The 19,640-nt window shown below is 69.0% G+C and carries 20 protein-coding genes; 6 read left to right on the forward strand and 14 right to left on the reverse strand.

Going from position 1 to position 19,640, the window contains the following annotated elements; all coding sequences use genetic code 11:
- The first annotated feature begins 12 nt into the window (after positions 1 to 12).
- Complete coding sequence (locus tag I6I07_RS14995; RefSeq protein WP_198487237.1) at positions 13 to 900, forward strand: LysR substrate-binding domain-containing protein; 888 nt, start codon at positions 13 to 15, stop codon at positions 898 to 900.
- On the opposite strand, the gene I6I07_RS15000 is transcribed toward I6I07_RS14995, so the two are convergent.
- From I6I07_RS15000 to I6I07_RS15010, 3 genes are all read right to left on the reverse strand, one after another.
- Positions 892 to 1,287, reverse strand: coding sequence for a YchJ family protein (locus tag I6I07_RS15000; protein WP_198487238.1), 396 nt, complete (start codon positions 1,285 to 1,287; stop codon positions 892 to 894). The genes I6I07_RS14995 and I6I07_RS15000 overlap by 9 nt on opposite strands.
- A 6-nt stretch (positions 1,288 to 1,293) precedes the next feature.
- Positions 1,294 to 1,566: a GNAT family N-acetyltransferase gene (locus I6I07_RS15005; RefSeq protein ID WP_198487239.1), complete on the reverse strand. Its 273-nt coding sequence runs from the start codon at positions 1,564 to 1,566 to the stop codon at positions 1,294 to 1,296.
- Positions 1,567 to 1,646: 80 nt separating this feature from the next.
- On the reverse strand, positions 1,647 to 2,591 hold the full coding sequence (locus I6I07_RS15010; protein WP_006390625.1) for a 3-hydroxyacyl-CoA dehydrogenase NAD-binding domain-containing protein: 945 nt from the start codon (positions 2,589 to 2,591) through the stop codon (positions 1,647 to 1,649).
- Between the two features lie 189 nt (positions 2,592 to 2,780).
- Between I6I07_RS15010 and I6I07_RS15015 the strand changes: the two genes are divergently transcribed.
- A complete protein-coding gene (locus tag I6I07_RS15015) occupies positions 2,781 to 3,413 on the forward strand; it encodes a hypothetical protein (protein WP_198487240.1) in 633 nt (210 codons plus the stop codon).
- A 13-nt stretch (positions 3,414 to 3,426) separates the two neighbouring features.
- Here the strand turns inward: I6I07_RS15015 and I6I07_RS15020 are convergent, their stop codons facing one another.
- Complete coding sequence (locus tag I6I07_RS15020) at positions 3,427 to 4,839, reverse strand: MFS transporter (RefSeq protein WP_198487241.1); 1,413 nt, start codon at positions 4,837 to 4,839, stop codon at positions 3,427 to 3,429.
- 147 nt (positions 4,840 to 4,986) lie between these two features.
- On the opposite strand from I6I07_RS15020, the gene I6I07_RS15025 reads away from it, so the two are divergent.
- A complete protein-coding gene (locus I6I07_RS15025; protein WP_198487538.1) occupies positions 4,987 to 5,853 on the forward strand; it encodes a LysR family transcriptional regulator in 867 nt (288 codons plus the stop codon).
- A gap of 117 nt (positions 5,854 to 5,970) precedes the next feature.
- Complete coding sequence (locus I6I07_RS15030; RefSeq protein WP_198487242.1) at positions 5,971 to 7,374, forward strand: amidase family protein; 1,404 nt, start codon at positions 5,971 to 5,973, stop codon at positions 7,372 to 7,374.
- Positions 7,375 to 7,468: 94 nt separating this feature from the next.
- On the opposite strand, the gene I6I07_RS15035 is transcribed toward I6I07_RS15030, so the two are convergent.
- The 10 genes from I6I07_RS15035 to I6I07_RS15080 all read right to left on the reverse strand — a co-directional run bounded on the left by I6I07_RS15035 (position 7,469) and on the right by I6I07_RS15080 (position 17,518).
- On the reverse strand, positions 7,469 to 7,990 hold the full coding sequence (locus tag I6I07_RS15035) for a GNAT family N-acetyltransferase (RefSeq protein ID WP_198487243.1): 522 nt from the start codon (positions 7,988 to 7,990) through the stop codon (positions 7,469 to 7,471).
- A 69-nt stretch (positions 7,991 to 8,059) separates the two neighbouring features.
- A complete protein-coding gene (locus tag I6I07_RS15040) occupies positions 8,060 to 8,842 on the reverse strand; it encodes a 2-keto-4-pentenoate hydratase (protein ID WP_198487244.1) in 783 nt (260 codons plus the stop codon).
- 5 nt (positions 8,843 to 8,847) lie between these two features.
- Positions 8,848 to 9,228 carry a hypothetical protein gene (locus I6I07_RS15045; protein WP_198487245.1) on the reverse strand — a complete coding sequence of 127 codons (381 nt, stop codon included), beginning with the start codon at positions 9,226 to 9,228 and terminating at the stop codon, positions 8,848 to 8,850.
- A gap of 56 nt (positions 9,229 to 9,284) precedes the next feature.
- Positions 9,285 to 10,565 carry a glutamate-5-semialdehyde dehydrogenase gene (locus tag I6I07_RS15050; protein ID WP_198487246.1) on the reverse strand — a complete coding sequence of 427 codons (1,281 nt, stop codon included), beginning with the start codon at positions 10,563 to 10,565 and terminating at the stop codon, positions 9,285 to 9,287.
- An 88-nt stretch (positions 10,566 to 10,653) separates the two neighbouring features.
- Positions 10,654 to 11,712 (reverse strand): DNA polymerase III subunit delta, encoded by a 1,059-nt coding sequence (gene holA, locus I6I07_RS15055; protein ID WP_198487247.1) that lies wholly within the window; start codon positions 11,710 to 11,712, stop codon positions 10,654 to 10,656.
- A gap of 3 nt (positions 11,713 to 11,715) precedes the next feature.
- Complete coding sequence (lptE, locus tag I6I07_RS15060) at positions 11,716 to 12,378, reverse strand: LPS assembly lipoprotein LptE (RefSeq protein ID WP_198487248.1); 663 nt, start codon at positions 12,376 to 12,378, stop codon at positions 11,716 to 11,718.
- An 11-nt stretch (positions 12,379 to 12,389) separates the two neighbouring features.
- Positions 12,390 to 15,047, reverse strand: a complete 2,658-nt coding sequence (gene leuS, locus I6I07_RS15065) for a leucine--tRNA ligase (protein ID WP_198487249.1) — start codon at positions 15,045 to 15,047, stop codon at positions 12,390 to 12,392.
- A gap of 86 nt (positions 15,048 to 15,133) precedes the next feature.
- A complete protein-coding gene (locus I6I07_RS15070) occupies positions 15,134 to 16,348 on the reverse strand; it encodes an MFS transporter (RefSeq protein ID WP_198487250.1) in 1,215 nt (404 codons plus the stop codon).
- A gap of 36 nt (positions 16,349 to 16,384) precedes the next feature.
- Entirely contained in the window at positions 16,385 to 16,897 is a 513-nt protein-coding gene (locus I6I07_RS15075; protein WP_198487251.1) for a MarR family winged helix-turn-helix transcriptional regulator, read from the reverse strand.
- A gap of 162 nt (positions 16,898 to 17,059) precedes the next feature.
- Entirely contained in the window at positions 17,060 to 17,518 is a 459-nt protein-coding gene (locus I6I07_RS15080) for an HU family DNA-binding protein (protein ID WP_198487539.1), read from the reverse strand.
- 375 nt (positions 17,519 to 17,893) lie between these two features.
- Between I6I07_RS15080 and I6I07_RS15085 the strand changes: the two genes are divergently transcribed.
- Positions 17,894 to 19,051: a D-alanyl-D-alanine carboxypeptidase family protein gene (locus I6I07_RS15085; RefSeq protein ID WP_198487252.1), complete on the forward strand. Its 1,158-nt coding sequence runs from the start codon at positions 17,894 to 17,896 to the stop codon at positions 19,049 to 19,051.
- Positions 19,052 to 19,067: 16 nt separating this feature from the next.
- Positions 19,068 to 19,616 carry a hemerythrin domain-containing protein gene (locus I6I07_RS15090; RefSeq protein ID WP_035359311.1) on the forward strand — a complete coding sequence of 183 codons (549 nt, stop codon included), beginning with the start codon at positions 19,068 to 19,070 and terminating at the stop codon, positions 19,614 to 19,616.
- The last annotated feature ends 24 nt before the right edge of the window (positions 19,617 to 19,640 follow it).

Raw genomic sequence — 19,640 nt, forward strand, 5'->3', positions numbered from 1 at the left:
CGAGGACACACCATGCTTGATCTTGAACTGTTGAGGACCCTCGTCTGCGTGGTCGATGAAGGCAGTTTCACGCGGGCGGCGGGGCGGGTGCATCGGACGCAATCGACCGTGAGCCAGCAGGTGCGCAAGCTGGAGCAGACCGTGGGCAAGACCTTGCTGCTGCGCGACCGGGCCGGCAACCAGGTGCAGGCCACCGAGGATGGCGAGTTGATGCTGGCCTATGCGCGCAAGCTGCTGGCGATGGCGGACGAGGCCGAGCTGGTGCTGTCGGCGCCGCGGCGGATGCAGGCGATCCGGTTGGGTATTCCGGAGGATTTCGATGTGTCGCGGCTGGCGGCGCTGCTGGCCGGCTTCGCCGCCAGCCATCCGGAGATCCGTCTTGAAACCGGCAGCGGCATGAGCACCGATCTGAAGGCGGGGCTGGCCGCGGGGGAGCTGGACCTGGCGTTGATCAAGCGTGAGCCGGGCGATGGCCCGTGCCTGGCGTCCTGGCCCGAGCGCCTGGTCTGGGTGGGGAACAAGGCCCTGCTGCGGGGCGAGGCACCCGTGCCGCTGGTGCTGTTTCCGCAGGGCTGCATCTATCGCAAGCGCATGATCTACGCGTTGGAAAGCGCCGGCCTGCCTTGGCGCGCCGCGTATCACAGCCAGAGCCTGACGGGCGTGCAGGCGGCGGTGGCGGCGGGGCTGGGGATCTCGTTGCTGCCGGCGTTCGCCTGCCTGCCGGAGCACGGGATACTCGGCGCGGCGCAAGGGCTGGCGCCGGCGCCGCATACCGAACTGGCGATCGTGGGCGAAGCGCGCGCCGCGGCGGGTGGCGCGGTGGCGAATCTGATCGAGGTGTTGAAGCGGGCCGTGGGCGAGGACGGTGAAGTATCGCGCCGTCGGTTGGCGTCAGCCTAGGTCGCCGTCCACGTAGTACCAGCGTCCGCCTTCGCGCACGAAACGGCTGACTTCGTGCATCCGGCTGGCGCGTCCGGCCAGGCGGCTGCGCGCGACGAATTCGACGGTGGCGTGATCGGCATCCTGGTCGCGAGCCTGCTTGACCGTCAGGCCGAGCCATTTCAGGCCCGGCGGGTTCGGTTCAAGCGAGGCCGGCCGGGTGCCGGGATGCCAGGTGTCGAGCAGGTAGGCGAGCCGGTCCAGCACGAAGGCGCTGTAGCGCGAGCGCATCAGGTCTTGCGCGGTGGGGGCCTGCAAGGCCTGCGGGCCCTGGTGCCAGCGGCCGCAACAGGCGGCGTAGGGCCTGGCCGTGCCGCAGGGACAGGCAATCGGGTCTGGCGTGGTCACGGTGAATCAGGCGAGCAGGTCGTTGTATTCGGGATGGCGGCGCATGTAGACGTCGGCGTAGGAGCACTGCGGCCGTACCTTCCAGCCTTGCGCGCGGGCCGAGTCCAGCGCGGCGCGGGTGAGTTCGGCGGCGATGCCGCGGCCGCCGACCTGGCTGGGCACGCCGGTATGGGTGATGGTCATCACGCCGTCGCGCAGATGGTAGTCGAGCACGCACAGTACGCCGTCGACGGTGGCGGTGTAGCGCGAGTGCTCGGTGTCGTGGATGACGGAAACCATGGGGCATTCCTGCATGGGGAGTGGGGAGCCTGCGTGGCAGGGTGTCGATATAGGATACCAGCGGCGGCAGGCGGCCCGGGTCAGCGTTGCAGGATCTTCAGCAGCGCCGTCAATTGCGCATCGCGCGTTTCGACCAGGTCGGCGATGCTGCGCGTGCCGGCCTCGGCGTTGACGCCATCGATCAGGCGGCGTTGCAGTTCGGGCGTGACCTCGGGCGAGCCCAGGTCGTCCCACCAGGTCTGCACCGGTCCCAGCAGGTGGTCCATGAAGTTGGCCAGGCCGCCGGCGCCGCCGCCGAGGTTGAAGGTCATGTGCGGGCCGAACAGGGCCCAGCGCAGGCCGGGGCCTTGCGACACGGCGGCGTCGATGTCGGCCACGCTGGCGACGTTGTCGGCGGCCAGGTGGATCGCTTCGCGCCACAGGGCGGCCTGCAGGCGGTTGGCGATGTGACCCGGCACTTCCTTGTTCAGGCGGATCGGGTGCTTGCCCAGTTGGCGATAGAAGGCGATGCAGCGCTCGATGGTGGCGTCCGAGGTCTGCTTGCCGCCCACCACCTCCACCAGCGGAATCAGGTGCGGCGGATTGAACGGGTGGCCGATGACGAAGCGCTCCGCGTGCTGGCAACGCGCCTGCAGCCGGCTCATGATGAGCCCGGACGAACTGGAGGCGACGATCGCGTGGGGCGCGAGCAGCGCGTCCATGCGGGCGAACAGGTCGGTCTTGAAGTCTTCGCGCTCGGGCGCGTTTTCCTGCACGAAGTCGACGCCTTGCAGCGCGGTGGCCAGGTCGGGCTCGAAACGCAGGGTGTCGGGCGTCGCGCCCGCGGCGACGCGTCCCAGTTCGGCCAGCACCGGCCAGGCGGCGGCGACGCGCGCGCGTGTCAGCGGCTCGGCGTCGGCCGCGGGATCGCAGACCACGACGTCCAGTCCGTGCGCCAGGAACAACGCGGCCCAGCTGGCGCCGATGGTGCCGGCGCCGACGATGGCGACGCGGCGGATGGCGGGGTGGGGGGACGAGTCGGTCATGCGGCGCTCCAGAGGATGTCGATGGGAAGGCCCATTGTGAAGCAAAGCGGGCAGGGTTGCCACGCGCGAGGCCGGCGGGCAAGATAGCGCAGCCCCGGCGCCATCGTGGCGGCTGCGTGGCGTGTTTTTCCGCGGCGCGGCCCGGCGCGGGCTGGCCGCGCGTATCTTCACTGCTGACTGGAGCGTTTCATGGAGTCGTCGCGATCCGGCGAACGGCGAGCGGTGCCGTACTTCTGCCAATGGGAATCGGCGCATCGGGCGGGCGAGATCATCCGCCAGGAACTGCGCCTCGAGGATGACCCGGCGTGGCGCGCATCGGGCGCGCGCGACGTTGAGGAATATGCGCGCTGGGCCAGCCATGTCTGCGGCATGGCCTGCCTGAAGATGGTGCTGGCCGCCGAGACCGGGCAGGTCCATCCGACGCTGGAACTGGCGCGTCGCAGCCTGCCTTATGGCGCCTACACGGAGAACGCCGAGGGGCACATCAAGGGAATGATCTACGCGCCGTTCGTGCGCTTCGTGGCCGAGCAATTCGGGCTGCGGGCGCAAGTGCGGGTGGACCTGCGCGCGGACGAGTTGCCTGCGCTGATGGACGGCGCGGCCTATTTCGTGGCGTCGGTGCATCCGTGGATCCGCTGGCCGGAGCGCGAGCCGCCGGCCAGGGGCGGGCACCTGGTGCTGGTGACGCGGGCCACGCCGGCGCATGTGATCTTCCACAATCCTTCCGGCGAACCCGGCGCGCAGGCCGATGCCTGTGTGCCCATGGCGGCGTTCGAGCGCGCGTTCGCCGGGCGGGGCGTCGCGATCCTGCGCGCGACTTGAGAGGACCGGCGCGTCAGGCGTTGCGGGCCCGGCGCAGATAGCGCCACACCAGCGCCGCGGCGCCGAGGTAGCCCGCCGCGATGATGGCGTAGGCGGCGGGCAGGCTGGCGTGCCAGTCCGGCAGCAGGTGCAGGATGGTGCCCATGATCGCGACGCCGACCAGCGCGCCCGATTGGCGGTTGGCGTTCAGCGCGGCGGCCGCGCTGTTGGCGTGGTGCTTGCCGGAGACCTGCATCACCACGCTGGTCATGGCGGGCACCGCGATGCCAACGCCCAGGTTGGCCAGCGCCACGATCACCGCGAACGGCCAGTAGCGCATGTCGGGCGCGAAGGTGAGCAGGCCGACCGCGCTCATGGCGGTGGCCAGGGAGATGCCGCCCAGCAACGCGGCCGAGACGTTCCAGCGCGCAGAGACGCGGCGCGACAGCAGGTTGCCGATCGAGAACACGGCCAGCATCGGCACCAGCTGGATGCCGGTCTGCAGGGCGTCGGCGCCGCGCGCATGCTGCAGGAACAGGCTCAGCAGGAATAGCTGGCCATAGGCCGCGAGGTTGATGAGGAAGCCGACGCCGTTGGCCGCCGCGAATTGCGGGGTCTGGAACAGCGCGCGCGGCAGGATGGGCTCGGCATGGCGCCGCTCGCGGCGCACCAGCGCCAGCGTGGCCGCCGCGCACAGGGCGACCGCGCCCAGGATGGGCGCCGACGACCAGCCGTAGGCGTTGCCCTGGATCAGCGCGAAACACAGCGCGGACAGCGCCACCACGCCGAGCACGTGGCTCAACGGGTTGAGCGCGCGCGGACGGCGCGGCGCGGCCTGGATGCGGCGCCGCGCCAGCCACAGGCCGGCCAGGCCCAGCGGCAGGTTGATGAGGAAGATGCCGCGCCAGCCGAATTGATGGATCAGCACGCCGCCCAGCAGCGGGCCGGCGGCGCCGGCCACCGCCACGATGGCCGACCAGGCGGCCAGCATGCGGTTGCGCACCTGCTCGTCTTCGTAGGCGTGGGTCAGCAGGCTGAGCGAGCTGGGCATGAACAGCGCTGCGCCCAATCCCTGCAGCATGCGGGCGGCGATCAGCAGGTCGCCGCCGGGCGCGATGCCGCAAAGCAGCGAGGCCAGCGTGAAGACGCCCAGCCCGGCCAGGTAGATGGTCTTGGCGCCATAGCGGTCGGCCAGGGCGCCGGCCACCAGCAGCAGGGCGGCGAAGGTCAGCGTGTAGCCGTCGACGATCCACACCAGGTCGGTGAGCGGCACGGTGAACTGCTGCGCGATGCTGGGCAGGGCGACGTTGACGACGGTGACGTCCAGCATCGCCATGACGAAACCGATGGCCAGGGTGACCAGGGGCAGCAGGCCGGTGACGGCGGGACGCGGGACGGGATCCGCCGGGACGGGCGGGAGGGGGGCGGTGGAGCAGGCGGTGCGCATGGCGGGGACTTCCGGGGGACTATCCGAGGCGCACAGCTTAGGGCGTTTCCGTGATGCAAAAAATAGGAGAAATTGCTCTATAGTGATGCAAAATTGCATCACGCAGTCGACCTATGCTCTGATCGTTTCTTGAAGGCATCCGTCACCATGGATTGGGACAACGCGCGCATTTTCCTGGCGATCTACCGCAACGGCACCCTGCGTGGCGCCGCGGCGCTGTTGCAGATCGACCAGGCCACGGCCGGCCGCCGGCTGGCGGCGCTGGAAACCTCGCTGGACGCCCGGTTGTTCCTGCGCACGCCGTCGGGCTATGTGCCGACGGCCGCGGGCGAGCAGGCCTTCGCCGCGGCCGAGCGCATGGAGCAGGCGGCCGACCAACTGCAGCGGCAGATGCAGGGGCTGGATCACCGGCTGTCGGGCGTGGTGCGGGTGGCGACATCGGAGACGGTGGCCAGCTACTTCATCATGGAGGCGGTGCGCCGCCTGCACCTGCAGCATCCCGACATCCGCATCGCGCTGTCGACCTCGATCCAGCTCAGCAACCTGACGCGCCGCGAGGCCGACCTGGCGATCCGCAACGTCAAGCCGGACAACCCCGACCTGATTCACCGTCACCTGGCGCGCAGGGATGTCGGCCTGTATGCGTCGAAGTCGTACATTGCCGCGCGCGGCGAGCCGCGGCAGGGCACGGCGTTCGCCGGCCACACGCTGGTCACGTATCAGCAGTCGGTGTTGCCGGGATGGTCCGATACCTTTTGCGGCGAGCCGACGGGCAATGGCCACATCGCGATGGAATTGAATTCGGGGCTGATGATCATCGAGGCGGTGGCGGCGGGGCTGGGCATCGGTGAACTGCCGGTCCACATGGCGCCGCAGTATCCCGACCTGGTGCGTATCTGGCCCCACCGCAGCGAACCCTATGACCTGTGGCTGGTGATGCACGGCGACCTGAACCGCACGGCGCGGGTGCGGGCGGTGGCCGACGCCATCGTCGAGGTGTTCGAAGCGGGCTGAGGCGCGGCCCTCGTGGCAAACCGCGGCTTGTGGCCGCGGGCCGGCAGCGCTAAGGTTGACCGTCCGGCGGCGTCAGGCTGGCCGGTCGTGTTCCATGACCTGAACGAGGAGTGCCGCGTGTCCGATCTTTGGCGTTTGTCCGCAGTTGAACTTGCCGCCCGTATCCGCCGGCGTGACGTATCCGCGGTCGAGGCCGCGCAAAGCGCGCTGGCGCGCCTGGAGGCGGTGAATCCCCGCATCAACGCCGTGGTCGACCATCGCGCCGAAGACGCGCTGGCGCAGGCTGCACAGGTCGACGCGGCGCTGGCGCGCGGCGAGGATCCCGGCGCGCTGGCGGGCGTGCCGGTGACGGTCAAGGTGAACGTGGATCAGGCGGGCTTCGCCACCACCAACGGCGTGACGCTGCAGAAGGACGTGATCGCCACCGTCGACAATCCGGTGGTGGCCAACCTGCGCAAGGCCGGCGCGGTGATCGTCGGGCGCACCAACACGCCGGCGTTTTCGTTGCGCTGGTTCACCCGCAACCTGCTGCACGGCGATACGTTGAACCCGCGCAATCCGGCGCTGACGCCGGGCGGGTCTTCCGGCGGCGCGGCGTCGGCGGTGGCGGCCGGCATCGGCCATCTGGCGCACGGCACCGATATCGCGGGCTCCATCCGCTATCCCGCCTATGCCTGCGGCGTGCACGGACTGCGGCCGTCGCTGGGCCGTGTGCCGGCCTATAACGCGGCTTTGCCCGAGCGGACTATCGGCGGCCAGATCACGGCGGTGTCGGGGCCGTTGGGCCGCAGCATCGCCGACCTGCGGCTGGGCCTGGCGGCGATGGCCGCGCCCGATCCGCGCGATCCGTGGTGGGTGCCCGCGCCATTGGAAGGCCCTGCCGTGCCGCGTCGCGCGGCGCTGTGCCTGAACCCGGACGGGATGGAAACCGAGCCCGCGGTGGTCAAGGCCCTGCAGGATGCCGCCCGGCGCCTGAGCGAGGCCGGCTGGTCGGTGGATACGGTCGACACCCTGCCGCCGTTGCGCGAAGCCGCCGACCTGCAGATCCGCATGTGGATGGCCGATGGCTACGAGGGCATGGTCGAGGCCGCCCGCAAAGAGGGCGACCGCGGCGCGCTGGCGGCGCTGGAAGGCCAGCGCGAGCATGTCGCCGGCATGGACCTGGCGAAATTCTCGGCGGTGCTGACGCGCCGCGCCACGCTGACGCGCCTGTGGGAACTGTTCCTGGCGGACTATCCGGTGCTGCTGTTGCCGGTGTCGGCGGAACTGCCGTTCGAGGACAACCTGGACCTGCAGGGCGAGGCCGCCTACCGCCGCGTGTGGCGCGCGCAGATGACCCAGATCGGGCTGCCCTTCATGGGCCTGCCGGGACTGACGGTGGCGATGGGCAGCGCGGGCGGCAGCCCCGTTGGCGTGCAGGTCGTGGCTGGGCGCTATCGTGAAGACCTGTGCCTGGCGGCCGGCGAGGTGATCGAAGCGGCCGGGCCCGCGGTCGAGATCGCGGAGCCGGTCGCGCGCTAGGCGCGGCGCGGTCCGGTTCCCGGCTGGCCGGAGGACCGGATCGCAAGCGGGGTGATGGTCAAGAGGATCACGGCGCAGGCCGGGCAGCGGGGAATCAGCCGGCGGCCGGCCGCCATTCGGATCGCAGCAGTCCCATCATGCCGGTATCCCAGCGCGCCTGGCCGGCGCGGGTGGAGGAGCGGCGCACGCCTTCGAGCGTGAAGCCCAGCGCCTGGTAGGTGCGGATCGCGGGCGTGTTGAACATGTAGACGTTCAGCTCCAGGCGCTCGATGCCGGGCGCGCGGAAGGCCTCGTCGATCATCAGCGCCACCATCGGCCGCGCCAGGCCCTGGCCGCGCGCGTCGGGGGCGATGGCGACACGGCCCAGGCGGGCGTTGCCGTCGCGCCATTCATAGGCCAGTTGGGCGTGGCCCACCGGCGTGTCGTCGCGGCAGGCCATCCAGCAGCGCCGCGCGGGCGGTTGCGACTGGCCTTCGCGCAGCATGACGTCCATGTCGGTCGCGGTCAGCGGATACGACACATGCGAACCGCCCCATTGCACGACCTCGGGCAGGCTGGTGAACCAGCTGGCGAGCAGGGGGTAATCCGAGGTCGAGAAGGGGCGCAGGGTCAGCATGGAAAGGGGGCCGTGGCGGTGGACGGCCCCCAGCTTAACCGGCGCGGGCGCGGGGTTTCAAGACGCGGTTCAGCGGAAGCTGAAACGCACCTTCAGGACGCCGAGATCGCCGTAGGCGAGTTCGACGTCGCGGTTGGCGGGCACATCCAGGTAGCCGGCGTACGAACCGGTGATGACGTGCTGGCCGGCGGTCAGGCCCAGGCCCTGCTCGCGCAGGAAATTGGCGAGCCAATACAGGCCGGCCTTGGCGTGGCCGTTGGGATGGATGCCGGCGTGCTGCTCGACCTCGGCGCCGTCGACCGACAGCGTGATGGCCATGCTGGCGGGGGCGGCATCCGGCGAGGCGATACGCGGCCCCAGCACCAGTCCGGCATTGAACATGTGGTCGGCCAGCAGCTCGGGCAGGCTGGCGTGCTCCGGCGCGGCGTAGCGGCAACCCAGCACTTCCAGCGCCAGCCGCGCGCCGGCGATGGCGGTGTCGATCTCGGCGTGGCTGTACGGTTCGTCGCGCGCGGGCAGGTCGTGCGCCAGCTCGAAGGCGATCTCGGGCTCGACGCGGACCAGCGGCGCGGGCGTCTCCAGCGTGCCGGCCAGCGCCACGGTCGAGGCGTAGATCGGCGCGACCACGGTCTTTTCGGGCGACGGCAGTGCGCTTTTCCAGGCGCCGATACCGTCGCGGCGGGTCTCGCGCAACAACCGGGCGGTGCATTGCTGGACGGCGAACGCCTGGCCCAGCGTCTGCGGGCGGCAGGCGGCGGGCAGGCGCGGGCCGGCCACGCCGGAATCACGGGCCGCGATCAGCGCGCGGGCCGCGTCGACGCAGCCGGGATAGTCTTCGATCTGGATCTGCATGCGCGTCAGGCTCCCACGAACAGCAGGGTCCACAGCACGATCATGGCGATCAGGCCCAGCCAGCAGGAGCCCCAGAAACCGACGATCGGCCATTTCAGGGCCAGCGGCGTCTTCTTGGGATCGACGTGGCCCAGCAGGTCATTGGCGTTGCCGATGAGCCAGAAACGGGTGCCGGGGAACATCAGGCGGAAGAAATAATCCAGCATGATGGCGGCCTTGATCGCCAGCGGATAGCGCTCGAAGGGACGGTGCTGCAGATAGGGGTGCTTGAGCGTGGCGTTGATCTGCTTGCTCTTGAAGAAGAACAGCACCAGGCCGCTCAGCGAGCAGGTGATGAAGCACAGCACGAAAAGGCTGAAGGCCATGGCCATGGCGGGTGAATGCATGGAAATCCCGGTAACGCGCGGCGCGGCCGCGAACAGAAGGTTGTAGGAAAGGGCGGTCAGCCGCGGGTCTGGCCTTCGCCGGTCAGCACCCACTTGAGCGTGGTCAGGCCTTCCAGGCCGACCGGGCCGCGGGCGTGCAGGCGGTTGGTGGAGATGCCGATTTCAGCGCCCAGGCCGTATTCGAAGCCGTCCGCGAAGCAGGTCGGCAGGTTGACGTAGACCGAGCTGGAATCGACTTCGCGCTGGAAGCGCTGGGCCGACGACAGGTCTTCGGTGACGATCGCGTCGGTGTGGCCGGAACCCCAGCGGGCGATGTGCTCGATGGCGTCGTCGAGCGAGTCGACGATGCGGATCGCCAGGATCGGGCCCAGGTATTCGGTGCCCCAGTCTTCTTCGGTGGCCGGCTTGGCGTGCGGCAGCAGCGCCAGTGTGCGCGGGCAGCCGCGCAGTTCGACGCCGTGTTCGGTCAGCGCGGCCGCCAGGCGCGGCAGGATCGAGACGGCCGCCACGGCGTCCACCAGCAGCGTTTCCATGGCGCCGCAGATGCCGTAGCGGTAGGTCTTGGCGTTGAAGGCGATGGCGTGGGCCTTGTCCGGATCGGCGGCGGCGTCGATGTAGATGTGGCAGTTGCCGTCCAGGTGCTTGATGAGCGGCACGCGTGCTTCCTGCGCCAGGCGCGCGATCAGGCCCTTGCCGCCGCGCGGCACGATGACGTCGATGTGCTCGGTCATGGTGATGAGCTTGCCGACCGCTGCGCGGTCGGCCGTGGCGACGACCTGCACCGCGTCCTGCGGCAGGCCGGCGGCCGCCAGGCCCTGCTGGACGATGCGCCCCAGCGCCACGTTGGAGTGCAGGGCTTCGCTGCCGCCGCGCAGGATGGCGGCGTTGCCGGACTTCAGGCACAGCGCCGCCGCGTCGATGGTGACGTTGGGGCGCGATTCGTAAATGATGCCGATGACGCCGAGCGGCACGCGCATCTGCGCCACGCGCATGCCGTTGGGGCGCACGCTGGTGGCGGTGACGCTGCCGATCGGGTCGGGCAGGGCGGCGATCTGGCGCAGGCCCTCGGCCATGTGCGCCAGCGTCTTTTCCGACAGGGTCAGGCGGTCGAGCAGGGCCGGCTCCAGGCCGTTGGCGCGGGCGGCGGCGACGTCCTTGGCATTGGCGGCGAGCAGGTCGGCCTGGTTGGCGGCGAGCGCGTCGGCCATGGCCAGCAGGGCCTGGTTCTTGGCGGCGCTGTTGGCGCGCATCATGGCGCGCGAAGCCCGGCGCGCGTTGTCGCCCAGGGTCAGCATGGCTTGTTCGATGGAGGACGAGGACATGGCGGCGTCGATCATGGTGAGGGGGCGGCCAGGGCGCCGCTTGCGATAGGAGTAGTTTATCCGGCCGGGGGCCGGGAGGATCAGGAGGCGGCCGGAGCCGCCTTCACGGTCGGTTGCCGGCGGCGGCGACGCGCAGGGCCAGGCGGGTCATTTCTTCCCAGGGGTCGGATAGCCGGCCCGGGACGGACAGCCCCTTGATGAGGCGGTCCACTTCGTGCGCATGCTGCACCGCGGCGGGCCAGACGTCGGGGCGGACTCGGCCCAGCGCCTGCAGCGCGAGGCGTTCGTGCGCGCCGAAAATACGCAGCCGGCGCATCAGGCCGTTGGCGTCCTGCCCCAGGCTGCGGGCCTCGGCCACGCGCGCCAGCAGGCGAATTTCCTCGCCTACCGCCCACAGCACCAGCGGCAGGGCTTCGCCCTCGGCGCGCAGGCCGTCGATCATGCGGATGGTGCGGGCGATGTCGCCGGCCAGCATGGCGTCGCGCAGGCCGAACACGTCGTAGCGCGCGACGTTGAGCACGGCGCGCTCGACGTCCTCGGCCGCCAGTTGGCCTTCGGGGTAGAGCAGGCCCAGTTTCTGGATTTCCTGGTGCGCGGCCAGCAGGTTGCCTTCGACCTTGTCGGCCATCCATTGCAGGGTGGCGTTGTCGGCGCGCTGGTTCTGCCGCGCCAGGCGCTGGCCGACCCAGGCGGGCAGGCGGCCGCGTTCGACGCCGGCGATGTCGACCATCATGCCGCCGCGCGCCAGGGCCTGCACCCAGCGGCCTTCACGGGTGGCCTTGTCCAGGCGCGGCAGCGATACCAGGATCAGCGTGTCGGGGTTGTCGGCCTGCTTCTCAGCCTGCTCGGCCAGGCGCGTCAGCGTGTCGGCGCCGGGCTTGCCGGGCTTGCCGGTGGGAATCTTGAGCTCGAGGATGCGGCGGTCGCCGAACAGCGACACGCTCTGGGTGGCGGCGATCACCGCGCTCCAGTCGCTGCGCGCATCCATCACCATCGACAGGCGCTCGGTGTAGCCCGCCGCGCGCCCGGCGGCGCGCAGCGCGTCGACCGCCTCGGTCACCAGGAGAGGCTCGTCGCCGGACACCGTATACAGCGGCGCGAGACGGTTGCCCGCCCGCTGCAGGTGGTCGGCCAGGCGATCCGCGTCCAGGGGTTGTGCCATCGGTCAGCGCAGGTTGGCGGGGTCGGTGGTGGACGGGGTCTGCCACGGCGCCGGGGTGCTGCGCGGTATCGGCGCGGTCGGATCGTACAGCGGGGTTTCGCCGTCTTCGCCGCGTTGCTCGCGGTTCTCGAATGCCTTGCGCACTTCAGGCGCGGTCATGCGGCGCAGCAGGCGCGAGACCAGGTCGCGTTGCATGGCGATGTAGAGCGTTTCGATCTGCCCTTGCTTGGCCTGGACGATCTGGTCGTCGTACGGCATTTCGCGGTAGATCGACAGGGTCGTGTCCGGGATCAGGGCACGGCCCTTGGCGTCGATCAGGCGGAAGGTGTAGTTGATGCCCAGTTCGTATTCCTCGACACGGCCCTGGGCGTTCAGCGATACCTCGCGCAGGGTTCGGTTGTTGCTGACCTGCTGCAGGATGGCTTGCGCTTCCTTGGACGTCGTGACGAGCTTGGTGTTGGGGGACGCGGCCCTCAGCGCACGGCGCACGTCGGCGCCGAACTGGGAGTTGTCGGGGATGCCGATATACAGCGTATCGAACGGCAGCGGCGTGACGCCGCGCAGCGTGAAGCCGCAAGCGGAGATCAGCATGAACAGCGCCAGGCAGGCGCCGCGCAGCAGCCAGGATTGGCGGGGGGAGTGCGTTTGTTGCCCGGCGAAGTACATGCTTGACCTCATCAGCCTACGACGTTGACCAGTTTGCCCGGAACCACGATGACCCGCTTGGGCGGGCGGCCTTCCAGGTAGCGGGCGACTTCTTCCTGGGCGGCGGCGAGTTTCTCGATGTCTTCCTTGGCGGCCTTGGCGGCGACGCGGATCGAGCCGCGCAGCTTGCCGTTGACCTGCAGCATCAGCTCGATTTCGTCCGCCACCAGCGCGGCCTCGTCGACGTGCGGCCACGGCGCGTCGAGCAGGTCGCCCAGCTCGTGCGAGTAGCCGAGGTCGCGCCACAGGTGCCAGGTGACGTGCGGCACCACCGGGTACAGCACGCGCAGCAGCACGCCCAGCGTTTCGGCGTAGGCGGCATCGGCGTGCGCGCCTTGCGGCAGCTTGGCGTCGTCGATGGCGTTGAGCATCTTCATGCACGCGGACACGACGGTGTTGTACTGGATGCGCTGGTAGTCGTAGTCGGCCTGCTTGAGCAGGTTGTAGACCTCGCGGCGCAGATCCTTGACGGCGGCGGGCGCGTCGGTCCAGTCGGCGCCGGCGGCCAGGCCGCGGGCGACGGTGTCGCGCTGCGCGTAGCTGATGGACCACAGACGGCGCAGGAAGCGGTTCGAGCCTTCGACGCCGGAGTCGGACCACTCGAGCGTCTGCTCGGGCGGGCTGGCGAACATGACGAACAGGCGGGCCGTGTCGGCGCCCAGCGTGTCGATCAGCGATTGCGGATCGACACCGTTGTTCTTGGACTTGGACATCGTGCCCACGCCGCCGTAGGTCACGTCGGAACCGTCGGACTTGAGCTTGGCGCCGGTGATGGCGCCGCGCGCGTCGTAGACGTTCTCGACTTCCTCGGGCCAGAAATACTCGATGCCGCCCTGGGCGTTCTTGCGCGAGTAGATGTGGTTCAGCACCATGCCCTGGCAGAGCAGCTTGGTGAAGGGCTCGTCGAAATTGAGCAGGCCCATGTCGCGCATGACCTTGGTCCAGAAGCGCGCGTACAGCAGGTGCAGGACCGCGTGTTCGATGCCGCCGATGTATTGGTCCATCGGCATCCAGTAGTCATTGCGCGCGTCGACCATGGCGTTGTCGTTGCCCGGCGAGGTGTAGCGCATGAAGTACCAGGACGAGTCCACGAAGGTGTCCATCGTGTCCGTCTCGCGGCGCGCCGGCTTGCCGCAGCTGGGGCAGGCGCACGACAGGAAGGCTTCGTTCTTGGCCAGCGGATTGCCGCTGCCGTCCGGGATCAGGTCGGCCGGCAGCACCACCGGCAGGTCCTTCTCGGGGACCGGCACCGGGCCGCAGTCCGGGCAGTGGATGATCGGGATCGGGGTGCCCCAGTAGCGCTGGCGCGAGATGCCCCAGTCGCGCAGGCGCCAGGTGGTCTGCTTCTCGCCCAGGCCTTGCGCGCCCAGGTCGGCGGCGATGGCGTCCACGGCTTCCTTGTGGGACAGGCCGTCGTACTTGCCGGATTGGATGGTGCGGCCGCTCTGCTTGTCGCCGTACCATTCCTGCCAGGCGTCGGTGGAATAGGCCTTGCCGGCCACGTCCACGACCTGGCGGATCGGCAGGTCATATTTTTTGGCGAAGGCGAAGTCGCGTTCGTCGTGGGCGGGCACGCCCATCACGGCGCCGTCGCCGTAGGTCATGAGCACGTAGTTGCCGACCCAGACCTCGACCTGGTCGCCGGTGACCGGGTGGGTCACGAACAGGCCGGTGGGCAGGCCTTCCTTTTCGCGCGTGGCCAGTTCGGCCTCGGTGGTGCCGCCCAGCTTGCACTGTTCGATGAAGGCGGCCAGCGCCGGGTTCGACTGCGCGGCGTGGGTGGCCAGGGGGTGTTCCGGCGCCACGGCGCAGAACGTCACGCCCATGATGGTGTCGGCGCGAGTGGTGAAGACGTACAGCTTGCCGTCCTGGATCAGCTGGCCGTCCTGGCCGGCGATCTGGTGCGGGAAGGCGAAGCGCAGGCCTTCGGACTTGCCGATCCAGTTTTCCTGCATCAGGCGCACGCGCTCGGGCCAGCCGGGCAGATCGTTCTGCACCGCGCCCAGCAGTTCGTCGGCGTAATCGGTGATGCGCAGGTAGTAGCCGGGGATCTCACGCTTTTCGACCGGGGCGCCCGAGCGCCAGCCGCGGCCATCGATGACCTGTTCGTTGGCCAGCACGGTCTGGTCGACCGGGTCCCAGTTCACGACCTGGGTCTTGCGGTAGGCGACGCCCTTTTCGAGCATCTTCAGGAACAGCCACTGGTTCCACTTGTAGTACTCGGGGTCGCAGGCGCACATTTCGCGCGACCAGTCGATCGCCAGGCCCATCGCCTTCATCTGCTTCTTCATATAAGCGATGTTGTCGTAGGTCCACTTGGCCGGCGGCACCTTGGACTTGATGGCGGCGTTCTCGGCCGGCATGCCGAAGGCGTCCCAGCCCATCGGCATCAGCACGTTGTAGCCCCGCATGCGCAGCTGGCGCGCCATCATGTCGTTGATGGTGTAGTTGCGCACGTGGCCCATGTGCAGCTTGCCGCTGGGATAGGGCAGCATCGAGCAGGCGTAGAACTTCGGCTTCTCGGAGCCGTCCGGGTTCTTCGCGTGTTCATGGACCAGATAGGCGTCGCGGGCCTGCCAGTCTTGGTGGGCGGCCGCTTCGACGGTAGTGGGGAGGTAACGTTCCTGCATGGGCTCGTGCGCGATGGCGAAAAATGGGTGAACCGCCCCCGCGCGCCAGGCGCGGGGGCGGCCAAAACCCCTGATTATAGGAGGTGCTAGGCGCGGATAGGGGACGGGGCGATTTCCGGGATGCGGGCACTGGCCCCCAGCATGCCGTAAGCCAGGGTTATGGCCCCCAGAACCGCGCCCGCGGTGACCACGCCGGGCCAGCCGTAATGGGAGTAAAGCCAGGACGATACCAGCGATCCGGTCGCCCCGCCGATGAAGTAGCTGGTCATGTAACCGGCCGTCAGGCGGCTGCGGGCCTCGGGGCGGGTGCGGTACAGCGAGCTGGTATTGGTGACATGGACGCCCTGGATCGCCAGGTCCTGGATCAGGATGCCCACCAGCAGCGCGATGACCGAGGCCTGGCCGAAGGCCATCAGCCCCCAGGATGCGAGCAGCAGCAGCAGGCCGATGCGGGTGGCCTGGTTGCCCAGGCCGCGGTCGGCCAGGCGGCCGAAGCGGTTGGCGGCATAGGCGCCGGCCGCGCCGGCCAGCCCGAACAGCCCGATGGTGGTGTTGTTGAAACCGTAGTCCGGACCCGACAGCAGGAACGTCAGCGGCGTCCACAGCATGCTGAAGGCGGCGAACAGCAGGCCGCCCAGCAGCGAACGGCCGCGCAGCAGCGGTTCCTCGGCGAACAGGCGGAAGATCGAGCCGAGCAGGCGCGGATAGCTCATGGCGGCGTGGCTCTTGTGGCGCGGCAGCACCTTCCAGAGCGCGGCGGACATGGCCAGCATCAGGATCGCGGCAACCCAGTAGACGGTGCGCCAGCTGCCCAGGTCGGCCAGCACGCCGGCCGCGGTGCGGGCCAGCAGGATGCCCAGCAGCAGGCCGCTCATGACGGTGCCGACCGCCTTGCCGCGCTCATGCGGCGCCGCCAGGGTGGCCGCGAACGGCACCAGCACCTGCGCCACCACCGACAGCATGCCGGTCACGGCGGTGCCGAGCATCAGCATCTGGATATTGGGGGCGAAGGCCGACACCAGCAGGCCGCCGGACGACAGCAGCGTCATCAGCACGATCAGGCCGCGGCGCTCGAACAGGTCGCCCAGCGGCACCAGCAGGATCAGGCCGAGCGCGTAGCTCAGCTGCGCGATCATGACGATGCTGCCGGCGGTGGCGTTGGACAGCGTGAATTGCTGGCTGATGGTGTGCAGCAACGGCTGCGCGTAATAGTTGCTGGCGACCGCCAGGCCGGTGGCGACGGACATCAGCAGGATGACGGGCGCGGTGAGCGGGGCGGGTTGGGCGGGAGTGGCGTTCATGTGAGGCGGGGCGTTGGCGTGTGGCGAAAGGAGAACTCAGGCGGCGATGCCGCCGGGCGTTTCCTGGTCATGCGGGATCAGCAGTTTCTTCAGCAGGCCGGCCATCTGGCGGCGTTCGGTGGCGTTCAGGGGGGCGAGCAGCGTTTCCAGTTCGCGCAGGTAGTCCTTGAGCACCTGCTTGATGACGCGCAGGCCTTCGGCGGTCAGCGCCACGATGACGCCGCGGCGGTCGTCGGGGTTGGGCGTGCGCGCCAGCAGGCCGGCCTGTTCCAGGCGGTCCAGCCGGTTGGTCATGGCGCCCGAGGTCAGCAGCAGCGCCGCGACCAGTTTTTGCGGATTCATGGCGTACGGCGCGCCAGTGCGGTACAGCGTCGCGAGCACGTCGAATTCGCCCTGATGCAGGTGGTAGCGCTTGAACGCCTGGCCCACGTCACGCGCGGCGAAGGCGTGGAAGCGGAACACGCGGCTCAGGACGCTCATGGGCGAGATGTCCAGGTTGGGGCATTCCTGCTCCCATTGCGACAGCACCAGGTCGACCAGATCGTTCATGATGTTTTTATATAAAGTATCTTTACATGAAGATAAATTCTAACAGGCGGGCCAGCGATCATGCAAGGCGCGCCAGCCGGCAGGCGCGGGCGCGCAAAAAAAGAAAGGGCCCGCCCTTTGCGGGGCAGGCCCTTTCCGGCTTGACCGGATAACCGTGCGGAATTACTGCGCGGCGTCCTTCAGCTTCTTGAGCGGGCGAACCTTCACCTTGACCGAAGCCGGCTTGGCGGGGAACCAGCGCTCTTGGCCGGTGAACGGATCCTTGCCGAAGCGCTTGGCCTTGGCGGGAACCTTCTGCACGGCGACCTTGAACAGGCCGGGCAGCGTGAATTCGCCGGCGCCCTTCTTGTCCACGGAGCTCAGCACCGAGGTTTCCAGGCTGGCCAGGACGGCCTTGACCGACTTGGCTTCAACGCCGGACTGCTCGACGATGTAGGCGACCAGCTGGGTCTTGTTCAGAGCAGCCTTGATAGCCTTGGGGGCGGCGGCGACCTTCTTGGCGGCAACGACCTTCTTGGCTGCCGGCTTCACAGCGGGTTTGGCGGCAGTAGCCTTCTTTGCGGGCGCCTTGGCGGCGGGCTTGGTGACTTTCTTGGCAGGAGCTTTAGCTTTCGTGGCCATGGTCAAAATCCGTATGTTGAGGACATGGGGCAGCGCGCGCGCCGGGTATCGGCGTTTAACGCTACGCGCCCGATGATAGCGGAAGAGTGGCGGTTGTAGCCGCTTTCGCAAGGCCTTTCGCGCAATCTTTGTTGTTTTCCAGACAGAAAAAACCCTTCTACAAGGGGTTTTGCAAAATGCAGTGACATTCACTGCGATTTTTTCAATGCCGCGCGCATCGCGCAAAGTGCTTCTGCAATGGGGTTTTGAACCATCCGCGGCCGGCGTGTTCCAATGCTTCGCGCCGCGCGTTGGCGGTGCGCGCGGGCGGCCGGTTGCCGCCTGCCCGCATTGCCGGCGCGCCATCCTTACCCCGCATGGAAGTGAAGCACCCCTATGTTGATGAAGAAGTTGGCGGCGAGCCTGCTCGTTGCGACCGCATGCATGTCAGGCGCCCTGGCGCAATCGATGCCCCAGCCCGACCTGTCCGCCAAGGCCTGGTTGCTGCTGGACGAGACCAGCGGCCAGGTGATCACCTCGCACGCGGCCACCGCCCGGATCGAACCGGCCTCGCTGACCAAGATCATGACGGCGTACGTGGTGTTCAGCGCCATCCACAGCAAGGAGCTGTCGCCGGACCAGAAGGTGACCATCTCGACGCGCGCCTGGAAAGTGCCGCCCGGCAGTTCCAAGATGTTCCTGGAGCCGGGCTCCAAGGTGTCGGTGGACCAGCTGCTGCGCGGCCTGATGATCCAGTCCGGCAATGACGCGGCGATCGCGCTGGCCGAAGCGGTGTCGGGCAGCGTCGAGGCGTTCGTGGCGCGCATGAACGACACCGCCGCGCAACTGGGCCTGCATGGCACGCACTTCGCCAGTCCCCACGGCCTGCCGGATCCGGGCACGTATTCCACCGTCAGCGATTTGTCGATCCTGGCCACGCGCTTCATCCGCGATTACCCCGAGCTGTACAAGACCTACGATTCGGCCAGGACCTTCACCTACGCCAACATCACGCAACCCAACCGCAACCGGCTGCTGTGGCTCGATCCCAGCGTCGATGGCCTGAAGACCGGCCATACCGACGCGGCCGGCTATTGCATCGTGGCGACCGCGCGCCGGCCCAACGGCAAGGATCAGCGGCGCCTGATCACGGTGGTGGTGGGCACGGCCTCGGACAAGCTGCGCACCCAGGAAAGCCGCGAGTTGCTGGAATGGGGCTTCCAGGGGTTCAATACCATCAAGTTATATGCAAAGGGCCAGGCGGTGGCCACGCCCGAGGTCTGGAAGGGCCAGGCCGACACGCTCAAGGCCGGGTTCGCGCGCGACGCCTATGTCACGGTGCCGGCCGGCGCCAAGGTCGAGCCGGTCTGGGCGCCACAGGATCCGCTGGTGGCGCCGATCGCGGCCCAGGCCACGGTCGGCTCGCTGCGCGTGATGGTCGACGGCAAGCCCGCCATGCAGTTCCCGGTGGTGGCGCTGGAGCCGGTGGCCGAGGCCGGATTCGCCGGCCGCGCCTGGGATTCCATCCGCTTGTGGTGGCGCGGGCATTCTTGATCCGACGGGAGGGGACATGGCGGTGAGTTTTCCGGGTGGGCCGGCCGCGGCGCCGACCACCGATGATCCCCTCGGGCTGCTGTCGGCCTGTCATGGGCGCATTGCGCGGCAATGCGCCACCTTGCGGCGCCTGGCCGCGCATCTGCCGGCGCATGGCAGCGACGATGCGGCCCAGGTCGCGGCCGCGGGCGTCGCGCGTTATTTCCAGACGGCCGCGATCCACCACCACGAGGACGAGGAAGAGGACCTGTTTCCGGCCCTGATCGAGTCCATGGCCGGTTCCGACGCCGTCTGCCTGCATGCGCTGGTCGACGGGCTGATCGCGGATCACGCGCGGCTGGCGGCCTTGTGGGCGCCGCTGCGGCGAATCCTGGACGAGATCGCGGCGGGCCGTCCCGCGGCGTTGCCGCCAGCGCAGGTGGAGGCGTTCGCGGCGGCCTATGCGGCGCATATCCAGCGGGAAGAAGATGAACTGCTGCCACTGGCCGCGCGCCTGATCGGCGATGACGCGCTGGCCGCGATCAGCCGGGCGATGAAGGCGCGGCGCGGCGGCGAGGCGGGCTGAACCTCGTCGCGCGTTTGGCGGGCG

Source organism: Achromobacter deleyi (assembly GCF_016127315.1).
Taxonomy (GTDB): Bacteria; Pseudomonadota; Gammaproteobacteria; order Burkholderiales; family Burkholderiaceae_B; genus Achromobacter; species Achromobacter insuavis_A.